Here is a 21,444-nt window from a genome sequence, read left to right as displayed (position 1 = left end):
CGCCTTTTTTTGCGGCAGCCACCGCGCTTTTTATCGACAGGCAAGGTTCAAACGGCTGTTCGGTTGTTGATGGGGCGACAGTCTGCTGCGCCGATGCGACAACCTGCCACGCACCAGCCATTTACCGTCCGTAGCGCTGTTGGCTGCCATTGAAACGCTATGCTAGGTTGGCCGCCTCGCCAGGAAGGCCGCCAACAGCAGGAGCGCAACATATATGAGGAACGCACATGGCTGAGGCCACGCCCGCGCTTGAAATCCGCAACTTGCACAAACGCTACGGTTCGCTGGAAGTGCTCAAAGGCATCTCGCTGACCGCCCGCGACGGCGATGTGATCTCGATCCTGGGTTCCTCCGGCTCCGGCAAGTCCACGTTCCTGCGGTGCATCAACCTGCTGGAAAACCCGCACCAGGGGCAGATCCTGGTCGCCGGCGAAGAACTCAAGCTCAAGGCCGCGAAGAACGGTGAACTGGTGGCCGCCGACGGCAAACAGATCAATCGCCTGCGCAGCGAAATCGGCTTTGTGTTTCAAAACTTTAACCTGTGGCCGCACATGAGCGTGCTCGACAACATCATCGAAGCGCCGCGCCGCGTGCTCGGCCAGAGCAAAGCCGAAGCCATCGAAGTGGCCGAAGCCCTGCTGGCCAAGGTCGGCATCGCCGACAAGCGCCATGCCTACCCGGCGCAGTTGTCCGGCGGCCAGCAACAACGGGCGGCCATCGCCCGCACCCTTGCCATGCAGCCCAAGGTCATCCTGTTCGACGAGCCGACCTCGGCGCTTGACCCGGAAATGGTCCAGGAAGTACTTAATGTCATCCGCGCGCTGGCCGAAGAAGGCCGCACCATGCTGCTCGTGACCCACGAAATGGGCTTCGCCCGTCAGGTCTCCAGCGAAGTGGTGTTCCTCCACCAGGGCCTGGTAGAAGAGCAAGGATCGCCACAGCAGGTGTTCGAAAACCCGCTTTCGGCGCGCTGCAAACAATTCATGTCCAGCAACCGCTAACGGAGCTACCCACATGCAGAACTACAAAAAGGTCTTCCTGGCTGCCGCCGTCACCCTGGCGTTCAGCGCCGGTGCCATGGCCGAAACCCTGAAGATGGGCATCGAGGCGGCTTACCCGCCGTTCAACAATAAAGATGCCAGTGGCAATGTCGTCGGCTTCGACAAAGAAATCGGCGACGCGCTGTGCGCCAAGATGAAAGTCGAGTGCACCGTCGTGACCTCCGACTGGGACGGCATCATCCCGGCCCTGAACGCCAAGAAGTTCGACTTCCTGATCTCCTCGATGTCGATCACCGACGAGCGCAAGCAAGCGGTGGACTTCACCGACCCGTACTACTCCAACAAGCTGCAGTTCATCGCCAAGAAAGACATCGACTTCAAAACCGACAAGGCGGCGCTCAAAGGCAAGATCATCGGCGCCCAGCGCGCGACCCTGGCCGGCACCTTCCTGGAAGACCACTATGGTGACGACATCACCATCAAGCTCTACGACACCCAGGAAAACGCCTACCTCGACCTGACTTCCGGCCGCCTGGACGGCATCCTGGCCGACAAGTACGTCAACTACGAATGGCTGAAAAGCGACGCTGGCCGTAGCTACGAGTTCAAGGGCGACCCAGTGGAGGAAAGCGACAAGATCGGTATTGCCGTGCGCAAGAAGGACCCGATCCGCGAGAAGCTGAACACTGCGCTGAAAGAAATCGTCGCTGACGGCACCTACAAGAAGATCAACGACAAGTACTTCCCGTTCAGCATCTATTGATACTGACCTGCCTGACCGGCGCCTGATGGCGCCGGTTCTCGGCCTTGCCTGCCGCGATTTGAAAAGAAATCCATGATTATCGACCTCTACGGATTCGGCCCGGCGCTCGCCGCTGGCGCGCTGATGACTGTGAAACTGGCACTCTCGGCCCTGTGCCTGGGGCTGGTGCTCGGTCTGCTCGGCGCCTTGGCCAAGACTTCCCCGTACAAGCCGCTGCAATGGCTTGGCGGCACTTATTCGACCCTGGTTCGCGGCATCCCGGAATTGCTCTGGGTGCTGTTGATCTACTTCGGCACGGTCAACCTGATGCGTGCCCTGGGCGAGTTCTTCGGCAACCCCGACCTTGAACTCAACGCCTTCGCCGCTGGCGTGATTGCGCTGGGCCTGTGCTTCGGCGCCTACGCCACCGAAGTGTTTCGTGGCGCGATCCTCGCCATCCCCAAAGGCCATCGTGAAGCCGGCGTGGCCCTGGGCCTGTCGAAGTGGCGCATCTTTACCAAGCTGATCATGCCGCAGATGTGGCGCATCGCCCTGCCCGGCCTGGGCAACCTGTTCATGATCCTGATGAAAGACACCGCGCTGGTGTCGGTGATCGGCCTGGAAGAAATCATGCGTCATGCGCAAATCGGCGTGACCGTCTCCAAACAGCCGTTCACCTTCTATATGGTGGCCGCGTTCATGTACCTGAGCCTGACGGTGCTGGCGATGACCGGCATGCACTTCCTGGAAAAACGTGCCGCTCGCGGCTTTGCGAGGAGCACCCAATGAACTGGGAAGTCATCATCAAGTGGCTGCCGAAACTGGCCCAGGGCGCAACCCTGACCCTGGAACTGGTGGCCATCGCCGTGATCGCCGGTTTGCTGCTGGCCATTCCTCTGGGCATCGCCCGCTCGTCGCGCCTGTGGTGGGTACGGGCATTTCCCTACGGCTACATCTTCTTTTTCCGTGGAACGCCGCTGCTGGTTCAGCTGTTCCTGGTCTACTACGGCCTGGCGCAGTTCGACGCGATCCGTAACAGTTCGATGTGGCCGTACCTGCGCGATCCGTTCTGGTGCGCCACGGCGACCATGACCCTGCACACTGCGGCCTACATTGCGGAAATCCTGCGCGGCGCCATCCAGGCGATTCCACCGGGCGAGATCGAAGCGGCACGGGCGCTGGGCATGTCCAGACCCAAAGCGCTGTTCTACATCATCCTGCCGCGCGCTGCGCGCATCGGCCTGCCGGCCTACAGCAACGAAGTGATCCTGATGCTCAAGGCCAGCGCCCTGGCCAGCACCGTGACCCTGCTGGAACTGACCGGCATGGCCCGCACCATCATTGCCCGAACCTACCTGCCGGTGGAGATCTTCTTCGCCGCGGGCATGTTCTACTTGGTAATGGCTTACGTGCTTGTGCGTGGCTTCAAGTTGCTGGAGCGCTGGTTGCGCGTCGATGCCTGCCAAGGGCGTTGAGGATTGCGTGTTGACGGGCGAGGCCCTGCTCGCCCGTTTCACCGCGCTGGATGCTTTTCTGACAGAGCATCAGGCACTGTGGAAACCTCGGCCGTTCACTCATCTACAGCTACCCTGGGAAGCGTCCTACCCGGAGCTGGCTGCATGGCTACGTGAGCGAACGCTGGAGGACGCGGAAAACGCTCACAACCAACCTGCCCTCCTGAATGCACCGGAACCCTTTGCTTCACTGGCAACGATGTCCGTTGCCTTGAGTGCCGTGGATGAATTGCCCGCACGCGCGCTTGAAGTGGCGGGCCATCGATTGAACGTCGATGTACCGGGGCGCAAATGGCAACAGATCGAAGCCTTCGCCAGTCGATTGCAGTTTTCCGAAGCACCGCAGCATTGGCTGGACTGGTGCTCGGGCAAGGGACATCTGGGCCGCCGCCTGCTGCAACCGGGGCAACAACTGACGTGCCTGGAATACGACCCGGCACTGGTAACCAGCGGCCAGGCACTCAGCCAGCGTCATCACCTGCATGCACTGCATATCGAACAGGATGTGCTCGCGGCAGGCGCCGCTTGTCTACTGAGTGCGCATCACACGCCCGTCGCGCTTCATGCCTGCGGTGATTTGCATGTGCGGCTGATTCAACTCGCCAGCACCACAGGCTGCAAACAACTCGCCATTGCGCCGTGTTGCTACAACCGGATCAGTCTTGCCCAATATTCGCCGATTTCCTCGGCCGCCAAAGGCTCCGGCCTACAGCTTTCCCTCGACGACCTCGCGTTGCCCATGAGCGAAACCGTTACCGCCGGTGCCCGCGTGCGACGTCAACGCGACACCTCCATGGCCCGGCGCCTGGGCTTCGACTTGCTGCAACGGCAACTGCGCGGCATGGACGAGTACCTGCCAACCCCTTCCCTGCCCAGCGCCTGGCTGGACAAACCCTTCGCCGATTACTGCCATCACCTGGCCGCACTCAAAGAGTTATCCACAATCGGCCCGCAGGATTGGCCAAGTCTCGAAGCCGCCGGCTGGCAGCGACTGGCCGAAGTGCGCAACCTTGAACTAATGCGCGGACTTTTCCGACGCCCGCTGGAGCTTTGGCTGGTCCTTGACCGGGCACTTTTCCTCGCCGAGCAGGGCTACAGCGTCCGCGTCGGCACCTTCTGCGAAACCCCGCTCACGCCGCGAAATTTCCTGCTCCTGGCCGAACGCGCCTAAACGCACCCGACCTGTGGATAACTCTGTTGATGGAATTATCGTGGATCCAATATCCACGCCGGTTTCAGGGCAAAATCCATACTGTTCATTTTTTATACACCTGCATAAAAAATCGAAAAAACAGGTATTTGCGGACAAATGAGAACGGATCCACAAATTCGGCCTAAACCCAGTGCGCTGCCAATGGCATTGTGCATAAGCATTTAATCAAAACGACATAAATGCCTAATCCCGGACCGCGGACAGGGGAAATTGCACCCTTTCATTACTCTTGATATACACACACGCAAGGGCGCCGGCAGCGCGGCCACAAACAAGAACATTTCTCCGACAGGATGCGCCAGTGACGTTCATTTCCTACGCACAGAATTTCGAAGACATCCGCCTGTGGCGCGCCCTCAAAACCGTCGAGAACGGCTTCTACATCGACGTCGGGGCAAACCATCCCACCCATGACTCCGTCACCAAGGCGTTCTACGACAACGGCTGGACCGGCATCAACGTCGAACCGATGCCCAACTACTACGAAGCCCTGTGCCAGCAACGTCCCAAAGACACCAACCTGCAGTGCGCGGCCGGGGAAAGTGCTGACGACCTGACCTTCTACGGCATCGCCGGCACCGGCCTCTCGACCCTCGACCCGGCCATGGCCAAAATGCACATAGACGCCGGCATGGACGTGCGCAGCCAAACGATCAAGTCCCGCACCCTGACCTCCATCTGCGAAGAACACGCCCAGGGCCGCGCTATCCACTTCCTGAAGATCGACGTCGAAGGCCACGAAGAGACCGTGCTGCGCGGCATGGACTTCACCCAGTGGCGGCCGTGGGTGATCCTCATCGAAACCCCGTGGGAGCGCGACCAGACCTGGGAAAGCCTCGTCACCGACGCCGGCTACCAATCCATCCTGTTCGACGGCATCAATACCTACTACCTCGCCGAAGAACACCTGAACCTCAAACCCGCCTTCGACATCCCGCCGTGCAACCTGGACGAGTTCCAGTTCTGCAAAGGCCACAACTTCAGCCACCCCGTCAGCGACGCCGAACACCAACTCGCCGCCGCCCTGCAACGCGCCGAACAGGCCGAAGCACAGCTGCGCGCGATGCAAAACAGTCGAACCTGGCAAGCCATCCAGAAACTCAAGAAAACCCTGCTGCGCGCCTGACCTGAAGCCCGAACAAAAATAGTCAAAATTCAGGGGTTTACAGAAGCCAACCAATCGCTATAATCGTCGCCCTGACACGCCGGTATAGCTCAGATGGTAGAGCAACTGACTTGTAATCAGTAGGTCCCGGGTTCGATTCCTGGTGCCGGCACCACATTAGGCTCCATTGCATTCCACCGAATGCTCTGGAAGCCCCGAAAACCCGCCCTTTGGCGGGTTTTTTCGTTCCAGGACCCTCCGTCGGGATCCAACAAAATCCCCCTTCCCCGAGGGTATGTTAGGGGTACTGCGATTTCCCGGTCAGGAGCGCGTACCCCCTATGCCACGTCTAGCGATCCCCCTCAGCGACCTGCAATGCCGCACGGCCAAAACCCGCGAACGCGCCTACAAACTGTTCGACGGCGGAGGCATGTACCTTTTCGTCAAACCCAATGGCGTGAAGACCTGGCGCTTGAAGTACACCAAGCCCAGCGTCAAGGAAGGCACGCTCATCATCGGCAATTACCCCATCGTTACCCTTTCCGTCGCACGACGTAAGCGAGACGAAGCCAAGGCGTTGCTGCTCGACAACCTCGACCCAATGGAAGAAAAGAAGAAGGCCAAGATCGTAGCCCAACGGGCGGCACTGCTTTTCGAAACCGTTGCTCTGGAGTGGCACGCCGACATGTCCCGTCGCTGGACCGAAGGACACGCAAAAACCGTGATGAGCCGACTGCGTACCCACGTCTTCCCGCTGATCGGTCAACGACCCATCGCTGAACTCGATACCCATGACCTGCTAGAGATCACCCAGCGCATCAAGGAACGCGGCACCATGGATGTGGCGTTAAGGGTACAGAACTACTTATCCACCATCATGCGCGGGGCCAAAAGGGCTCGGCAGATCACCATGAATCCTGCACTGGATCTGGCAGGCTCGCTTCACGCGCCGCGCACAGTCCATCGCCCGGCCCTATCCCTCAGTCGCCTACCCGAACTGCTGCACCGTATCGACAACTACAACGGCCGCGAACTGACGCGCCTCGCCGTCCTATTGACGTTGCATGTATTCGTCCGCTCCAGCGAACTGCGCTTCGCTCGATGGAGTGAGTTCGACCTCCAACGTGCCATGTGGGAAATCCCCGACACGCGCGCACCGATTGAAGGGGTACGCAACTCCACACGAGGGACCAAGATGAACGGCGACATTCAAATGGTCCCACTGTCGCCGCAGGTCATCGAAATACTGGAGCGCCTGCGCAGCCTCAGTCGCTTTTCAGAGTTGGTGCTACCGGGCGACCACAAGTACTGGAAGCCTATGTCTGAGAACACTGTGAACACCATGCTCCGCAACGTCGGCTATGACACCAGCAAGGACGTGTGCGGCCACGGCTTCAGGACCATGGCCTGTAGCGCCCTACTGGAGTCCGGGTTATGGACCGACGCAGCCATCGAAAGACAAATGAGCCATAAGGAACGCAACCGCGTGCGCGCCGCGTATATTCACAAAGCTGAATTTCTGGAGCAGCGCCGGCTGATCATGGCGTGGTGGAGCAACTACATCGATGCCAACCGTAGCGGACATGTAACGCCTCACGAATTCGCTCACCCCGTCGGCGACAACATTACCGCCCTACAAAATAGCCGTGGCGCATCCAAACGTGGGTAAGCCAATGAGATCACCGCAGTCCGCCCTTCCACGCGGGTCCATCCAAACAGGGCTGCAAAGCCGCCCTGTTTGGATGGACCTCACTTAAAAAATCCAAAGCCCACGCAACTGTCTGTGGAAAACCACTGATTTCCACCGGTGGATAATTTCATCCACAGCCGCAGAACTCCCGAAAATTGGAGTCTTGACCCGAATTATCCACAGGCGTAGAAAAGATCGGGCAAAGCGCTGTCGTCGACAGCAACCCAGGTAGCCAGAACCTTTAAGGCTACGCCACACCGTGGTGGTTCTCCCAAAGTGCGATTAGCGTCCGGCGGCTCGCACAGTCACAGTGATGTGATGGATGCCTACTTTTACCAGTGTGCCCACTGCGGCAATTCATCCCCTTTCATGGCTGCGCTGCAGCAACCTATCCGCGTGGCCATTTCCTTGCGCCAACCTGCGCCCGTCTCTTTCTCCCGGAAAGAGACGGGCGCTCCTACCACTGCTGCAGCCCACCTCGTACCAGGCTTTGCGGCATTCCCCCTCGTGACAATCGGCGCGACAAACACCGAAGTCACCAGCAACAGCGATGCAGATGATGGTGCCGCAGCCCAGGGAATGGACTGCACCTGACTGACAGTCAGGTATGCCCCGGTCATCGCATAGCTGCCTTCACCCGACTCAGGATCTCGCGGCGCCGGTCTCGTCAGCCAGCGTAGCCTCCACCCGCCCACTTCTTCGGAAGTGTTCAGGAGACCAGATCATGAGATGCCCAAGCTCCCGGCCGTAAGGAGCCGCCAGTCCCGCGTAAGTGGACAACCCTCACAGGTCGCAGGGGCCTTGATCCCTGATAACACTCAACATTCTTGGCGGGATGACGTGGGGAAAAGCTTCAACGTTTTGGCTTCGAGAGGAATTTGATCATGGCACTGGTGGGTCGACGGGATGGACGCAATTTTGGCTATGGACGGCAACTGAGTTATGCCGGGCCACAGGCATTGAAAGATCTGTTTGGCGGCGGGCATTACGGCACCGTCAAAGCACACAGTGAGCGCTGGCAGGCGTTTGTGCGCTGGTGTCGCTCGCAGGATGGGCCAGGGTTTAACGATGCGCGGCAGATTAATTGGCAGACCTTGCTGGACTACGCCAAACATCTGCGTCAACAAGTTGAACAAGGTGAGCTAGCCATCGCCACTGCGCAAAACCGGTTGTCCAGTGTGAATCGGACCATGGCTGCGCTTCGCGGTGATCAATATGTGAAAGTGCCGAGCCCGAGTAAGGCGCTGGGAATGCGGCGCACCAGTGTTCGTCATTCAGTGCCGCAAGGCCAAGACCGCGAACAGTTGAAGCGGATCGTAGAGGTGCTTTGCGAACACCAGCAGCCGCGCGCCGCGGCCATCGCTCAGTTAGCGCGAGTCACCGGTATGCGCTTGCGCGAGGCGATTTTGGCCGACCTTCCCCGTCTAAAACGTGAAGCCAAGCAATTCGGCAAGATCAACATCCAGGACGGCACCAAAGGTGGCCGTTCAGGCGCGTCAGCACCTCGTTGGATTACGGTAGATGGTCATATTCGTGACGCACTGAGGTTTGCCGAAAAGGTCTCGCCCGACGATAGCCGCAACCTGCTTGCACCGAACGAACGCTACCTCGATTTCTTGCAGGGAATCGTCCGCCCCGCACGGGACATCCTCCATAAGCACAACCTCAAAGGCTTCCACGAATTGCGGGCAGCCTATGCGTGCGAACGCTATGAGCAAATCACCCACCATCCCGCCCCCATCAACGGTGGTCATTGCTATCAACTCGACCGACGCCTAGATCAGGATGCCCGAGTACAAATCAGCTATGAGCTGGGGCACAACCGTATCGTCGTGGTGGCCGCTTACATTGGTGGTCGAGCATGAGCACGGCATTCGATATGGATCTGTTCCTGGCGGGCGTCCTGACCGGGTCGCATACCACGCGCCAACGCCACCTACGTCAGGCGAAGGCTATCCAAACAGCGATCGCTGAGCGCTGGCAACGCGACAATCCATGGACTTGGCAGAGAAAACACCTTGCGTGGTTTTTGAATCACCACCTAAACCAGCACGCTGAATCGACACGCTATTACTATTTGCTGACCATGCAATTACTCACTCATCGTTTAGGAAAACCCTGGCAGTTCAACCGCTAAACGAAGGTCAGAAAACGGCCAAAAGCAGACCGTCCTGCATGGCGCTAAGGCATAAAGCGAACAAAAGCTTCATCAATAAATTGTCGGGAAACCGACCGATTATTAAGCCGCCATAAGAGTGACGGGTAATTATTACGATGCCACTCTGCTTTAAGGGCTGAAAAATACCTTTTTTTGATTTGGGGTTTTGAACCTACTATCTAATGATGACAGAAGCAGCTTAGGTATTTGAGTCCAATTCTCACCGAATACAGAAAAAAGTATATCACTAATAAATTCATCTACTTCGTATGAGATCTTAATGATTTCCATGGCCACATTTTTCGGATCTACCACATCTGCCAATATGTTAACTAGAGGCATGGTGCTCAAACTTTGAGAGTGTATATGCGCTGATAATATCCGATAGGGGTCTTGTTCGACCCGAGTTTTAATATCTTTTAATGTGCCAAATCTGGACCCGAATGACTCATAGTGTTTTAGAAGATAATCCAAAATTTCTTTTTTTAGTTTGAATCCGTCGCTTCTTGAGTTGACGTATTCCCACTCTACCGGATGATCTTTAAAATAAAGCCAACCAAAAATAAGATCAATTTCGGTTCTCATTGCTAGAAGTGCCGGTCTTATTAATCCAAGCGCAGCACATGCAGCAGACTCCCGAAGAGAGGAAACTGCTCCATCCAACAACTCGTCAGCTGTTCCCGTCTTAAGGTTATTAAGATACGCAATCCAAGCAATGAAGAGCTTAGAGTTTCCGTCAACGCCCTTAACGATTGGGACCCCATGATCTGCTGAAAATTTCTGAACGCTCGCTAATAAATCGTCAATCTGTTTGGCTACTGGCATTTTTTTCCTTTAACACCCAATCTTGTTGATCAGAATTGAAATGAGCTGATTGGTTTCTGAATTTTGTCGCGACATGCAACAGCTCTGATTCTGTTAGTTTTCTACTTAATGATCGGACCCACGATGCTATTCCTGCTTTAGGATTAGGGGCACTAAAATTTCTATCAGGAAAAGTTTCCATCAAGATTTGGTTAACCATTTCAAGGCTTTCCTTAACAGTTAAGTCTGACCCGCTCATTATCAGATTTATTGCCTTGGATTGCGCATCCATTTTCATATCGTGGGTGGGTGCCTGTTTTTTTCTGTAATAGGTTCCGGAACCACTTCCCGGGACTCCCCATTGTTTAAGTTGTTTCTCGTATTCAATAGCTATTTTTTGAGGGGATTTTTTACTAATCTCCCAAATCAATTCCTCAACCCTGTCAGGCGTGAGTCCTGCGCCCGCCATAAGTAGATAAAAGCTTTGCAGATCACTTTTCATCAATGCCACCCTAGCGGCCCCTTTAGTTCTGTAATGATTTGGTCAAAATTTGCTTTTAAGGTATTCACATAAGGAGCTTTTTTGTCAGTTGCAGAACCCACCTTACCTTCTTTAGCACCAAGCAGACTTGAGAATCTAAATGCTGTAGGTAGCGTGACTGGCCCAAACTTTGAATTTGCCCTTAATGTACTTTCAAAGCTTGGATCAATAGAGTTTCCTGGGCCGCTATTTATTAATACGATTTGTTTTGGTTTGGACACAATGGACGGCACCCCAGCGACAAATTCATCTAGCATTTCTAGCCCTAGCATGGAATATCTATCGGGCCGAACTGGAATCAGCAAGTGAGTAGATGCTATCAACGCACAGAGCGTCATAAAAGAGCTGCTTGGATTACAGTCTATACATATTAGATCGTAATGCTCTTTTGCTTGTTCGACAAATTCGAGAAAACGTTTCTGGGCTGGCTGCAGTATCTTAGGATTGTCTACAAGCGTATACTTAGTCATCCTAAAGTCGCCAGCAACCAACCCCAATGCTGTTTTTTGATCTTTAACCCACCACCTCAATTGTTTCTCAATATCATTTGCTAGAGGGGGTGGCCCCATGTTTTTTGTTACGCTGAACAGCGATGAAGCGGAGGGTGGTTCCATTACCGAAAAAATGGTTTTGTCCTCCTCTCTAAATTTTTTATATTCCCTCTGCGTCATCAACGTTTGCGTTAAGTTGAACTGCGGATCAAAATCTATTAACAAAACAGATTTGTTGAATGTAAGCATGTGACGGAAAAGATGTGCGCTAATTGTGGTTTTTCCTACTCCGCCTTTCATATTCAATACAGAGACGACACGTGCGCTTTCCTTTTTTCTTTTTGAATCCATTCGCTGCTTTCTCCAGTCCAAGATTTCAAAATTGAGCTTCTGAGTAGAGCACGATGCTACAGTTGTAGCAATGACACCGATTCTGCCATTCCAACCGGCGGCTGCGAGCCCGCTCTTCCTATCGTGAAACGCATAGACTGGCCGATTTCAGCTTACCGCCACTGGCTACGATTAGTTGACTTAAGTCTGTCGAGACAGAACCTCTAGCTCAAAACGGTATCTAGAGGCTCTTACCAAGGATGCGAACTGCTTCGGCAATGCTTCGATTGATAGAGTTGATAACTATGAACATCATTCTCGGCAGTGTTGGTAGGCTCTCGAGCATTTCTTCAAAAGTCGGCTCACGACGAGACGCCGTTCTGATAATCTCGCGAAGCTGGCTCACATTTGGGTCGATAGAAATTTCCTCGTCCAATGCTCGAATCTTCTCAGCACTTTCTGATGCATTTGATAATGCGTTTCGCAAATTATCGTTTTTTGCTAGCTCCTCAAGTACCTGGCGTTCGTGGTGCGAATACTGCTCCTTTAAGAACAGCGCAAGGCTAGCTTTTTTGACAAGGAGTTCCATCGCTTTCTTTTTGATGGCTAATTCGTCGATCTCTTGTACGGTTTGGGCGCGTGCAGACTGAAGTTTATCAAGCTGCTCGGCAGTCGCCACCATCGATTTCAGTGTTTCAATTTCAACACTTTTGAGGTCCGACTGAGTAATTGCAGGACGCGTAAGGGCCAGGAGCCCTGCAACCGATGCAAGCCCGCCTACGATACCTGCGTATGCAAAGTAGTCGTCTCTGGTCACGACTCCGAATCTGGTGGCAATCCATCCGCCAATGAAGTAAACGATGCACGCTAAAATTATTGCCGCGTAAGCCTTTCGCAAAATGCGCCCCTTATTTTATTTGCTAGCACTTTAGACCTAGCAGTGAGCGAAGCCTAACGTCCACGACTTGGTTTGCTAAATCGCCCCCAATATTGTGGCTCCGCCGAATGTGTCCTGTTGGCCGATAGCGGATTTTAATGACTGGCGCTTTCGGCCAAAGGCGGTCAGTCGACAGAAATGAAAACTAAAGGGTTCTCCGGTCAGGAATGATAAATTTTCAGCTTGATTATAGGCCTAAGCTTTTCTTAAGAAGTTCGCCGAAAATAGGCCAGATAACGGGCTGAACTGAACTCCATGCAGGTCCGCATACTTTTTCAAGTAAGCTCTTAGCCTCCTTCCCATCACCTTCGTTCGCCGACTCGATGGCCAAGGTCAAGTCTTTGCGTTCATCCAAAGAAATCGACTGCCCCTGGCTTTCAAGTATGGCTATCAGTTTCATTAAAATGTCACCATCAGCACCGGAGGTGGAGTCCATCCTTTGCGCAACGTTATTGCCTGCGGCAAGTTGTAAGTTAGAAAACTGCCCACCGGAAATGTGCACATTATTAATGAATCGCTGAACACTGCTTGGTCGATTGGGAGAAAGCCTGGAAGTTTTGTATCCCAGCGCAGTCAACCCTGCATATTCTCGCTTGCTGTATCCACCAATCAGTACCACGCTGCTGTTAGGGTTATTCTCAAAAACTGCATATGGACCTGTTCTAATCAGCTTTTTCTTTTCAAGATCCGAAAAGGCAATGTCAAAGTCGACCTTTGTAATATCCCCACCAACACATATGGCGGCAGTGAGAGCAGATACTTGAGGACCTTCATATCCCCGACTCAAATCATCAGCGTTTAGCGTGCGCTCGGAAAAATCAGCTAAAAGTGCACCGAGAATTTGTTTTTCAGCTTCATCTAGACCGACGGCCATACTCATTTCCCTTATGTAGAATTCAGTAGATCCAGGCTTAAGTCGCGCTATTGGAGCCTCCGAAGCGCTACGGTAATCTCTTGCTCAGATTACGGAGTCGTAAGCAGTGTGTCCACAATCTACCTATTGCCGCAGTTTAGCGCCATCCATAAAGATAGGATGCGAATCCTCCCAGTTTCTATGGACACATTTGAGCGTCAGCTATTGGCCGTCTGCTGCCTGTCGCCACGGCAGCTTTTGGCGGATTCCTACCTATTCTCGACGGAGGGGATGATCAACAACGTTCGAATTCGGGAGGTTTACCATTCCGTATGCGGCTCTGAATTACTTGCAGACCGACAACGTGCTGACATCTAAAAAATCCCGCGTTCGATTCCACCGAACGCCATAACTAGCTGATTTGTTTATAGTTACTAGTTGGGGTACGCCGAATTTTCCAGCGAACTCCAGATGCCCGAAAAACCTACTCTCGCCGAAACATACCGTTCGTCTGGTGCCGGCACCATACAAAACAAAGCCCCTGCAGAAATGCAGGGGCTTTGTTGTTTCCGGGGTTTGAAAAAGCGCTTTTAGTGTCCCGCGCTCTGACCACCGTCCACGTGCAGGATTTCGCCGGTAACGAACTTGGCGCCATCCAGATACACGACCGCCTGCGCAATATCATCGATCTCACCCATGTGCCCGACCGGGTGCAGATTGCCCAGCGCGGCATGGGTTTCTTCGCCGTGCATCGGGGTCTTGATGATGCCGGGGCTGACTGCGTTCACCCGAATCCCGCGCTTGGCGTATTCGATGGCCAGGGATTTGGTTGCCGCGTTGAGGCCGCCCTTGGTCAGCGAAGCCAGCACCGATGGCACGCCGTCGATGGCGTGGTCCACCAGGCTGGTGGTGATGTTGACGACGTGGCCGCGGCCCTGTTTTTCCATCTCGGCGATGGCGAGTTGGGTGATGTAGAAGAAGCCATTGACGTTCACCGACAACACATTGGCGTAGTCTTCTGCGGTGTACTCGGTGAACGGCTTGGCGATGAAGATCCCGGCGTTGTTGACCAAGGTGTCGATGCGACCGAAACGGGACATCGCTTCACGGATGACGCGCTGGGCGGTTTCCGGCTCGCCGATGTCACCGGCCACGGTGAGAATGTCCGGATCGGTGGACGGTTTGATCGAACGCGAAGTGGCGACGATCCGGTAACCGAGTTCACGAAAGGCTTTGACCATACCGTCGCCGAGACCTTGGGATGCGCCGGTGATTACGATGACTTTTTTCGAAATGCTCATGATGAAGACCTCTGACAATAAAAAGTGGGGTAGAAATCTGTAATCAGGCTTCGGCCGGGGCGTTCGCCATTTGTCGCAACATCTGTTCGTAGTACTCGACCGATTGCGAACCGGACACCAGGTGGCGACCGTTCAGCACCAAGGCCGGGACCGAGTTGATGCCGTGCTGGCGGTAATACATTTCAAGTTCACGCACTTCGCTGGCGAATGCGTCGGACGCCAGCACCTCTCTCGCCCCTGTCGCATCCAGCCCCGCTTCAGTCGCCAGACGCACCAGCGTCGAGTGATCACTCGGGTTCTGGCCTTCGCTGAAGTAAGCCTGTAGCAGCACCTTCTTCAGCTCGACCTGCCGGCCTTCCTGCAACGCCCACAGCAACAAACGGTGCGCATCGAAGGTGTTGTAGAAGTGCGTGCGCTTCTCCAGATCGAACTTGAAGCCAATGGCCTCGCCGCGAGCGATTTGCATGGCCTTGCCGGCGGCGACGTCGTCGGCCGTTCTCCCGTACTTGCGCATCAAGTGCTCGACCGCTTGCTCACCTTCGGCCGGCATATCCGGGTTCAACTCGAACGGCTTGTAGGTCAGCTCGACCGAGACGTCCCCGGCCACGTTCTCGATCGCTTGCTCCAGCGCCGTCGCCCCCAGTGCGCACCAGGGGCACACCACATCGGAAATGAAATCGATGGTGACGGAGGACGTCATGACTGCCCCTCCGCCTCGGCCAGCTGCTTGCGGTACTGGGTGGTGGTGATGCCGGCGTAACCCCAGTTATCGGTATCGACTTCCTCGATCACGATGTGGGTCAGGTCAGGGCGTTTGTTGAGGACGCGCTCCAGTGTTTCAGTGATCTCGGCAATCACCTGAGCTTTCTGCTCAGTGGTAACGCCATCGCGGGTGATGCGTACGGTTACGAAAGGCATGAGGGAAACTCCAGTGACCTTCCCGTCGGAATGATGGGAGAGGCGTTGGAGCTGAATGTATGGGGTTGGCGGGAGGGGATAAAGGTGGGGGCGGGAACTTCATTCGTTACGTGGCGTAATGAATTAAAGAGAAAGCATGCAAAGTACTGGCGCCCATCGAGAAACCTGCCGACTTTCTCAATTTCGGCGATGTGTTGAGAATGGAGTTTGCCTTCTTAGCTAAATCGCTTGAAGGTCACGCAATGCCTCAGGATGCTGACTCGCCACACGCAATAGTGTCTGCGCCGCTCCCGTCGGTTGCCGCCGCCCCTGCTCCCAATCCTGCAACGTTCGCAAACTGACTCCAATCAGCTTGGCGAATGCACTTTGAGATACACCGACTTTTGCCCGCGCTTCAGCTGCCGCAGACAACGGCACCTCAGTCACACGAGCGGCTTTGCCTGCTTTCATTTGACGCACAGAGTCCAGCAAGTCCTGCTGGAATTGCTCCAGTTCATTGACCATTGCTGATTTCCTCCTTCAGTTGCTTGAGGAAGGCTGCGGGTAAATTGTCGAACTTCGCCTTGGTGTAGGCGATTAACAACCAGATTGAGCCTTCAGAAAGCGTGTTGTAGTAAATGACACGGGTACCGCCTCGTTTGCCCATCCCGCTTCGGGACCAACGAACCTTGCGTAGACCACCGCTGCCAGGAACCACGTCGCCAGCCAACGGATTAGCCGCCAGCCAGGTAATGAATTCATGACGTTCGCCATCGTCCCAGATGGATTCAGCATAACGCTTGAAAATTTCGGTTTCGATAATCGTGAACATGGACCCGACTATACGGCATTGCCGTATATTCGAGCAATCGATTTGAAGTGCTAAGACGTGTCGCAATTTTCCACTTTTTGCGACACGTCTTCCGAACATGTCGCCGCGGACGACACGTTCGAAAGACGTGTTACCGAAATCGAGTTTCGGCGACATGAGTACATCAAAAGCAAAAAAAGCCCCGAACCAGTCGGGACTTCTTCTTTTTTCTCAGCCTTGCATCAGGCCTCGAAACCACAACCCATCATCAAAAGACGTTGATCGGGTAATCCACAAACACACGCACTTCGTTGCCGCTGACGTTGTATTCGCTCGACTTCTGCGACACGCGCAGGACCGAGCTGCGCAGTTTCACGCTGAGGTCTTTGGCCGGGCCGCTTTGCACGACGTATTTGATCTGGTTGAAGATCTCGCGCTCGGTGCCGCCTTCGCTGGTGGACGTGGTGATGTTGTCACCGCGCACGTAGGCCACGTTGTAGCTCAGGCCCGGTACACCGAAGGTGCTGAAGTCCAGGCCGTAGCCCAGTTGCCAGCTGCGTTCGTCTTCGGCGTTGAAGTCGGACCAGTAGGAGTTCGCCAGGTAGATGGTGTTGCCGCCGTCGCCGATGCGACCCTGGTCTTTCTGGTAGCCGCCGTAGGCGTAGCCCAGGTTGCTGTCGCCGGTGCTGCGCTGGTGCGCGAGGGTGAACGAGTGCGGGCCGGTGATGAAGGTGGCCGCCAGGCTCCAGATCTTGTTGTCGTCGCCGGTGATACCGTTTTCGCGGACGTAGGAATCTTCCAGCTTGGTGCGGTAGCCGTTGAAGTCCAGAGTCAGGGACTGATCCTTGTCGATCGGGAACACGTAGTTGGCGTTCACGTATTGTTTCTTCAGCACGTCTTCGACGTCGGAAGCGTACAGCGCGGCCTTGAATTGCTCGGTGAACTGGTAGCTACCGCCCAATACGTTGATCGACTTCAAGCCACCGCTGTCATGGCCTTCGGCGCTTTTGCGCGATTCGGCGGTGAAGCGACCCGCGTCCAGTTGCAGGCCGTTGATCTCTTTGGAGGTAATCAAGGTGCCGGTGTAGCTTTCCGGCAGCAGGCGCGAGTTGTCGTAGTTCAGCACCGGCAGGGCCGGCATCTGGTCGCCGTAGGTCAGGGTGGTGCTGGACAGGCGGAACTTGATTGCTGCGCCGCCCTTGGACAGGTCGTCCGCGGGCTGGCCGCTGTCGCCCTTTTTGAAGAAATCGATGCCTTGCGCGCCGCTACGGTCTTCGCTGCGCTCCAGGTTCAGTGCGTACAGCCCGAAAGCATCCACACCCACACCCACGGTGCCTTGGGTGAAGCCGGACGAGAACGTGCCGATGGCGGCCTGGCCCCACTCGGATTTATCCGGGTTGCCGTCTTTGAAGTCACGGTTCATATAGGCGTTGCGCAGCAGCACTTTGAGGCTGCTGTCTTCAACAAAACCCTTGGATTCGGCCTGGTCGTTCGCCATGGCCTGTGTCGCACTCAACATCCCCAGAGCGATCAGGCTGATTCGCTTGTTCAACATTTTGTTCTTTTCCTTAATTCCGGTTGATACGCGCTGTGTTGAACGGCCGAAACGGCGCTATCGCGCTCTTATTTCATGACAAAAACAAAAAGGCCCGCCCACGATTTCTCGCGGCGGGCCTTCTTATAATTTTTGATCGTGGCGGTCGGCCACAGGCGTTGGGCCGAATCGTAGCCGCGCCCTCAACGATGTGTCAATTTCATGAATCGTCTAAAAACAAGCGAAAATCGTCTAAGAAATTGCTTTACGCGGCAGGAATATTCAATCAGCGCAGCCTTCGAGGCCACAGGCTGCTGCGGAAATGGATGATCCCTGATCGGGCAGCGACTGACCCAGCCACTGCGCAAATGCCTGGGGTTTGCCCAGCCATGGCCCGATATCGATCAGGGTGAATTGGTCATTGTGCTCAAGTGCCAGGGTCGGAAAGCCCTGCCCGCCGACCTTGGCCAAAAGAGCCCGGCTGTTCTTGATATGGCCTTCGGTGTCGGCCGCCCTGAAGGCTTTTTCGAAGGCTTCGCGGTCCAGCCCCATGCCGTGGGCAAGTTCAAACAGTACCGACTCGTCGGCGATGCGGGCCCCCTCCACGTAGTGAGCACTTTGCAAACGCCCCAGCAACTCCAGCCCGCGACCGGTCATTTGCTCGGCAGCCAGCACCGCAGCGATAGGTGGCGCCGAGTCAAACACGGCGGTGTGATCACGCAGCAAACCTTCGAAATAGGCTTCACCGAACGGCTGCCCGCTGTATTCAGCGATGCGCCGGTCGTGAGGCATGACGTAATTGCGCAGTTGTGGCGAAACCTTTTGCCGATTGGCCCCCGTCATCATGCCGCCGCCGTGGGCAATCACGGGCAGCACAGCTTGGGCGGCCTGCACCAGCGGTTTGGCGCCGTAGCACCAACCGCACAAGGGGTCGTAGATGTAATGCAGGATCATGGGAAAGCTCCGACAGAAATTCAGGAAAATTCGATGTCGGCAGGTTAGTGCCGCAGCGGCCCCGGAAAAACGCCGGATTGGCTTTCAGTTTGTTGCTTGAATCGGTCGAATGAATGCGTCGGCATTTTGTATTAATTCCGACACAATTCGAAACAATCAAATGAGACAAATTCTCAATAACAACTAACGACAGTAAATGACAAGCATTACTATCCGCGCCCTCCTACACGCTTCAATCTAAAATCCTACGGATGCGCTCTTCAATGCCTGCCCCTTTTCGTCTTGCGCCCTATAGCTTTGGGCTCTCTGCCTTGTTGTCTGCCGGTTTTTCCTACGCTGCACCGACCACCCTACCTGCCACATCGATCAGCGCCGAAGCTGAAGCCGACGACCCGCGCGTAACCCAAACCAGCACGGCAACCCGGACCGCCACACCGGTGCGCTACGTGCCACAAGCCATCGACTCGATCAAAACCTCGAACGTCATGGATTACGGCACCAACGATCTGGGCACGGCGCTCAGTGGTATCCCCAACGTCAGCAGCGGCGCCGACACTCGTTTCGACAGCCTGCGCATCCGCGGCTTCGACGCCAGCAACGACTTCTATCTTGATGGCATCCGCGACGACAGCCAGTACGTTCGCGACCTGCACAACATCGAACGCATCGACGTGTTAAAAGGCCCCGCCGCCGTGTTGTATGGCCGTGGCAGCCAGGGCGGCATCGTCAACCGGGTGAGCAAACTGCCTGAGTTCGGTCGCCGCTCGACCATTGAAGCCCAGGGCGGTAGTGAGGACTTGCGCAGCCTCTATGCCGACCTCAGCACCGACCCTTCCGAGAACATCAGCCTGCGCCTGAACATGGGCAACATGGACGAGAACAGTTTCCGCGATGGCGTAAGTGGCAATCGTCAGTTGTTCGCGCCCTCGATCAGCTGGCAGCTGACCCCCGACCTGAACTGGTTGGTGCAGTACGAATACAGTCGCTATAACCGAACGCCGGATCGCGGCATTCCCGGTGTAAACGGTCGCCCGGCAGACGTGGGACGCGATACGACCTACGGCAGCGAAAACGATTTCATCGACGATAAAGCGCAATCCCTGCGCTCGAAACTCACTTATGAACTGAGTGACAACTGGCAACTGCGCCAGACCCTGGGTGTGTTCAAGCTAAACAGTGATTTCGACAATACCTACCTGAGCGGCTACGTCCCGGCCACCAACAAGGTCACGCGCCAGCACTGGCAGCAGGACCTGAACACTCGAAACATCTACAACAACGTCGAGCTGGAAGGCGGCTTCGATACCTTCGGCCTGGAGCACCGCCTGCTCACCGGCATCGAAATCGGCAGCCAGCGCCGCGACCCCCTGTTGTACACCGCCGCCACTTCCGGACCGGGCAGTTCATCGGTGCCGGCGCTGGACCTGTACAACCCCGACCGCAACTTGCGTCATACCGGGCGCATGGTGGTGTCGAGCAATACCCACACTGAGGTCGAGAGCCGCGCGGTGTATGTACAGGATCAATTGCGCCTGAACGATCAATGGCAATTTCTCGCCGGCCTGCGCTACGACACGTTCGATATCGAGTCGAAGAACAAAGTGCGCAACATTTCCAAAGACAGTGACAGCCATAGCACCAGCCCCCGCGTTGGCGTGGTCTGGACGCCGCTGCAAAATCACTCCTTCTACGCCTCCTGGAGCAAGACGTTCTCACCGGCCGGCGGTGGCTTGATCGGCATCACCCCGGGCGCGGCGGGCAACAGTAATGACCTGAGCCCCGAGCTGACCAAGCAGAAGGAAATCGGGGTCAAGAGTGACTGGCTCGATGATCGCCTGAGCACCACGCTGGCCATCTATGAGCTGGAGCTCTACAACCGCCGCACCAGCGACCCGAACAACCCGACCATTACCCTGCTTTCAGGTCTGCAACGCTCTCGCGGGATCGAGTTGACCGCCGCCGGCAAGATTACCGGCAACTGGTACATGCGCGGTGGCGTGGGTCTGCAGGACGCAACCATCGAAAAGGACAACAACGGCCTGGAAGGCAAACGCATCAACAACGTGGCCAAGCATAACGGCAGCCTGTTCCTGACCTGGAAACCGGAAATGGGCTGGTACGCCGAAACCGGCTTGACCCTGGTCGGCGACCGTTACGCCGACAACCTCAACACCACCGTGTTACCGGGTTATGGCCGCTGGGACGCCTTGGCGGGCTTCCGTCAGAAGGATTGGGATTTGCGCGCAGCGCTGAACAATATCAGCGACAAGACGTATTACGAGTCGGCGACCAGTGCCTTCCAGATCCAGCCGGGGGCACCGCGTAGCCTGGTGGTGACGGGTACCTATAGTTTCTAAGCACCACTTATCCCGGTGTGAACCAATAACACTGGTTCACACCATTCCCTTGTGGGAGCGAGCTTGCTCGCGATAGCGGTGGGTCAGTCAATATAAATGCTGACTGGTCGGGCGCCATCGCGAGCAGGCTCGCTCCCACAGAGGATCGCGGTGATTGCATGAACCTGCGCAAAAAAAAGCGCTGCCATCCCGGCAGCGCTTTTTTTGTTCA

The 21,444-nt window shown here is 55.6% G+C and carries 22 protein-coding genes and 1 tRNA gene; 11 read left to right on the top strand and 12 right to left on the bottom strand.

Annotation, left to right across the window (positions count from 1 at the left end):
- Positions 1-227 precede the first annotated feature (227 nt).
- From AC3IT9_RS01360 to AC3IT9_RS01315, 10 genes are all read left to right on the top strand, one after another.
- Positions 228-1,001: an ABC transporter ATP-binding protein gene (locus AC3IT9_RS01360; RefSeq protein WP_007972784.1), complete on the top strand. Its 774-nt coding sequence runs from the start codon at positions 228-230 to the stop codon at positions 999-1,001.
- A 13-nt stretch (positions 1,002-1,014) separates the two neighbouring features.
- Complete coding sequence (locus tag AC3IT9_RS01355) at positions 1,015-1,764, top strand: ABC transporter substrate-binding protein (RefSeq protein WP_046040845.1); 750 nt, start codon at positions 1,015-1,017, stop codon at positions 1,762-1,764.
- A 72-nt stretch (positions 1,765-1,836) separates the two neighbouring features.
- Positions 1,837-2,532: an ABC transporter permease gene (locus AC3IT9_RS01350; protein ID WP_057712425.1), complete on the top strand. Its 696-nt coding sequence runs from the start codon at positions 1,837-1,839 to the stop codon at positions 2,530-2,532.
- A complete protein-coding gene (locus AC3IT9_RS01345; protein ID WP_008046525.1) occupies positions 2,529-3,218 on the top strand; it encodes an ABC transporter permease in 690 nt (229 codons plus the stop codon). The genes AC3IT9_RS01350 and AC3IT9_RS01345 overlap by 4 nt, the downstream gene beginning before the upstream one ends.
- Positions 3,199-4,428, top strand: coding sequence for a methyltransferase (locus AC3IT9_RS01340; RefSeq protein WP_150755624.1), 1,230 nt, complete (start codon positions 3,199-3,201; stop codon positions 4,426-4,428). Before AC3IT9_RS01345 ends, AC3IT9_RS01340 begins: the two co-directional genes overlap by 20 nt.
- A 343-nt stretch (positions 4,429-4,771) precedes the next feature.
- The gene (locus AC3IT9_RS01335) at positions 4,772-5,596 is read left to right on the top strand and encodes an FkbM family methyltransferase (RefSeq protein ID WP_353741870.1); all 825 of its coding nucleotides are present in this window, start codon (positions 4,772-4,774) and stop codon (positions 5,594-5,596) included.
- Positions 5,597-5,674: 78 nt separating this feature from the next.
- Positions 5,675-5,750: transfer RNA gene (locus AC3IT9_RS01330), tRNA-Thr, on the top strand.
- A 165-nt stretch (positions 5,751-5,915) separates the two neighbouring features.
- Positions 5,916-7,244, top strand: coding sequence for a tyrosine-type recombinase/integrase (locus tag AC3IT9_RS01325; RefSeq protein WP_489271766.1), 1,329 nt, complete (start codon positions 5,916-5,918; stop codon positions 7,242-7,244).
- Between the two features lie 905 nt (positions 7,245-8,149).
- Positions 8,150-9,130 carry an integrase domain-containing protein gene (locus AC3IT9_RS01320; RefSeq protein ID WP_489271764.1) on the top strand — a complete coding sequence of 327 codons (981 nt, stop codon included), beginning with the start codon at positions 8,150-8,152 and terminating at the stop codon, positions 9,128-9,130.
- The gene (locus AC3IT9_RS01315) at positions 9,127-9,402 is read left to right on the top strand and encodes a hypothetical protein (RefSeq protein WP_489271763.1); all 276 of its coding nucleotides are present in this window, start codon (positions 9,127-9,129) and stop codon (positions 9,400-9,402) included. The genes AC3IT9_RS01320 and AC3IT9_RS01315 overlap by 4 nt, the downstream gene beginning before the upstream one ends.
- A gap of 150 nt (positions 9,403-9,552) precedes the next feature.
- On the opposite strand, the gene AC3IT9_RS01310 is transcribed toward AC3IT9_RS01315, so the two are convergent.
- The 12 genes from AC3IT9_RS01310 to AC3IT9_RS01255 all read right to left on the bottom strand — a co-directional run bounded on the left by AC3IT9_RS01310 (position 9,553) and on the right by AC3IT9_RS01255 (position 18,876).
- Positions 9,553-10,248 (bottom strand): hypothetical protein, encoded by a 696-nt coding sequence (locus AC3IT9_RS01310; protein WP_489271761.1) that lies wholly within the window; start codon positions 10,246-10,248, stop codon positions 9,553-9,555.
- Positions 10,226-10,729: a hypothetical protein gene (locus AC3IT9_RS01305; protein WP_489271759.1), complete on the bottom strand. Its 504-nt coding sequence runs from the start codon at positions 10,727-10,729 to the stop codon at positions 10,226-10,228. The genes AC3IT9_RS01310 and AC3IT9_RS01305 overlap by 23 nt, the downstream gene beginning before the upstream one ends.
- Positions 10,729-11,610 (bottom strand): ParA family protein, encoded by an 882-nt coding sequence (locus tag AC3IT9_RS01300; protein ID WP_489271757.1) that lies wholly within the window; start codon positions 11,608-11,610, stop codon positions 10,729-10,731. The genes AC3IT9_RS01305 and AC3IT9_RS01300 overlap by 1 nt, the downstream gene beginning before the upstream one ends.
- Before the next feature lie 220 nt (positions 11,611-11,830).
- Positions 11,831-12,406: a hypothetical protein gene (locus AC3IT9_RS01295; protein ID WP_489271756.1), complete on the bottom strand. Its 576-nt coding sequence runs from the start codon at positions 12,404-12,406 to the stop codon at positions 11,831-11,833.
- Positions 12,407-12,713: 307 nt separating this feature from the next.
- Positions 12,714-13,400: a hypothetical protein gene (locus tag AC3IT9_RS01290; RefSeq protein WP_489271754.1), complete on the bottom strand. Its 687-nt coding sequence runs from the start codon at positions 13,398-13,400 to the stop codon at positions 12,714-12,716.
- 569 nt (positions 13,401-13,969) lie between these two features.
- Positions 13,970-14,680: an SDR family NAD(P)-dependent oxidoreductase gene (locus tag AC3IT9_RS01285; protein ID WP_489271753.1), complete on the bottom strand. Its 711-nt coding sequence runs from the start codon at positions 14,678-14,680 to the stop codon at positions 13,970-13,972.
- A 43-nt stretch (positions 14,681-14,723) separates the two neighbouring features.
- Entirely contained in the window at positions 14,724-15,380 is a 657-nt protein-coding gene (locus AC3IT9_RS01280; RefSeq protein ID WP_489271751.1) for a DsbA family oxidoreductase, read from the bottom strand.
- Entirely contained in the window at positions 15,377-15,598 is a 222-nt protein-coding gene (locus tag AC3IT9_RS01275) for a tautomerase family protein (protein ID WP_008046542.1), read from the bottom strand. The genes AC3IT9_RS01280 and AC3IT9_RS01275 overlap by 4 nt, the downstream gene beginning before the upstream one ends.
- 219 nt (positions 15,599-15,817) lie before the next feature.
- Positions 15,818-16,102, bottom strand: a complete 285-nt coding sequence (locus AC3IT9_RS01270) for a helix-turn-helix domain-containing protein (RefSeq protein ID WP_008003166.1) — start codon at positions 16,100-16,102, stop codon at positions 15,818-15,820.
- On the bottom strand, positions 16,092-16,409 hold the full coding sequence (locus AC3IT9_RS01265) for a hypothetical protein (RefSeq protein WP_046040827.1): 318 nt from the start codon (positions 16,407-16,409) through the stop codon (positions 16,092-16,094). Before AC3IT9_RS01265 ends, AC3IT9_RS01270 begins: the two co-directional genes overlap by 11 nt.
- A 247-nt stretch (positions 16,410-16,656) precedes the next feature.
- On the bottom strand, positions 16,657-17,943 hold the full coding sequence (locus AC3IT9_RS01260; RefSeq protein ID WP_489271749.1) for an OprD family porin: 1,287 nt from the start codon (positions 17,941-17,943) through the stop codon (positions 16,657-16,659).
- A 261-nt stretch (positions 17,944-18,204) separates the two neighbouring features.
- Positions 18,205-18,876, bottom strand: a complete 672-nt coding sequence (locus AC3IT9_RS01255; protein ID WP_489271748.1) for a DsbA family protein — start codon at positions 18,874-18,876, stop codon at positions 18,205-18,207.
- 263 nt (positions 18,877-19,139) lie between these two features.
- On the opposite strand from AC3IT9_RS01255, the gene AC3IT9_RS01250 reads away from it, so the two are divergent.
- Positions 19,140-21,233 (top strand): TonB-dependent receptor, encoded by a 2,094-nt coding sequence (locus AC3IT9_RS01250; protein WP_489271747.1) that lies wholly within the window; start codon positions 19,140-19,142, stop codon positions 21,231-21,233.
- Positions 21,234-21,444: the final 211 nt, after the last annotated feature.

Source organism: Pseudomonas sp. KH_046_1, assembly GCF_057839025.1.
This window is presented reverse-complemented; position numbering and strand designations above follow the sequence as displayed.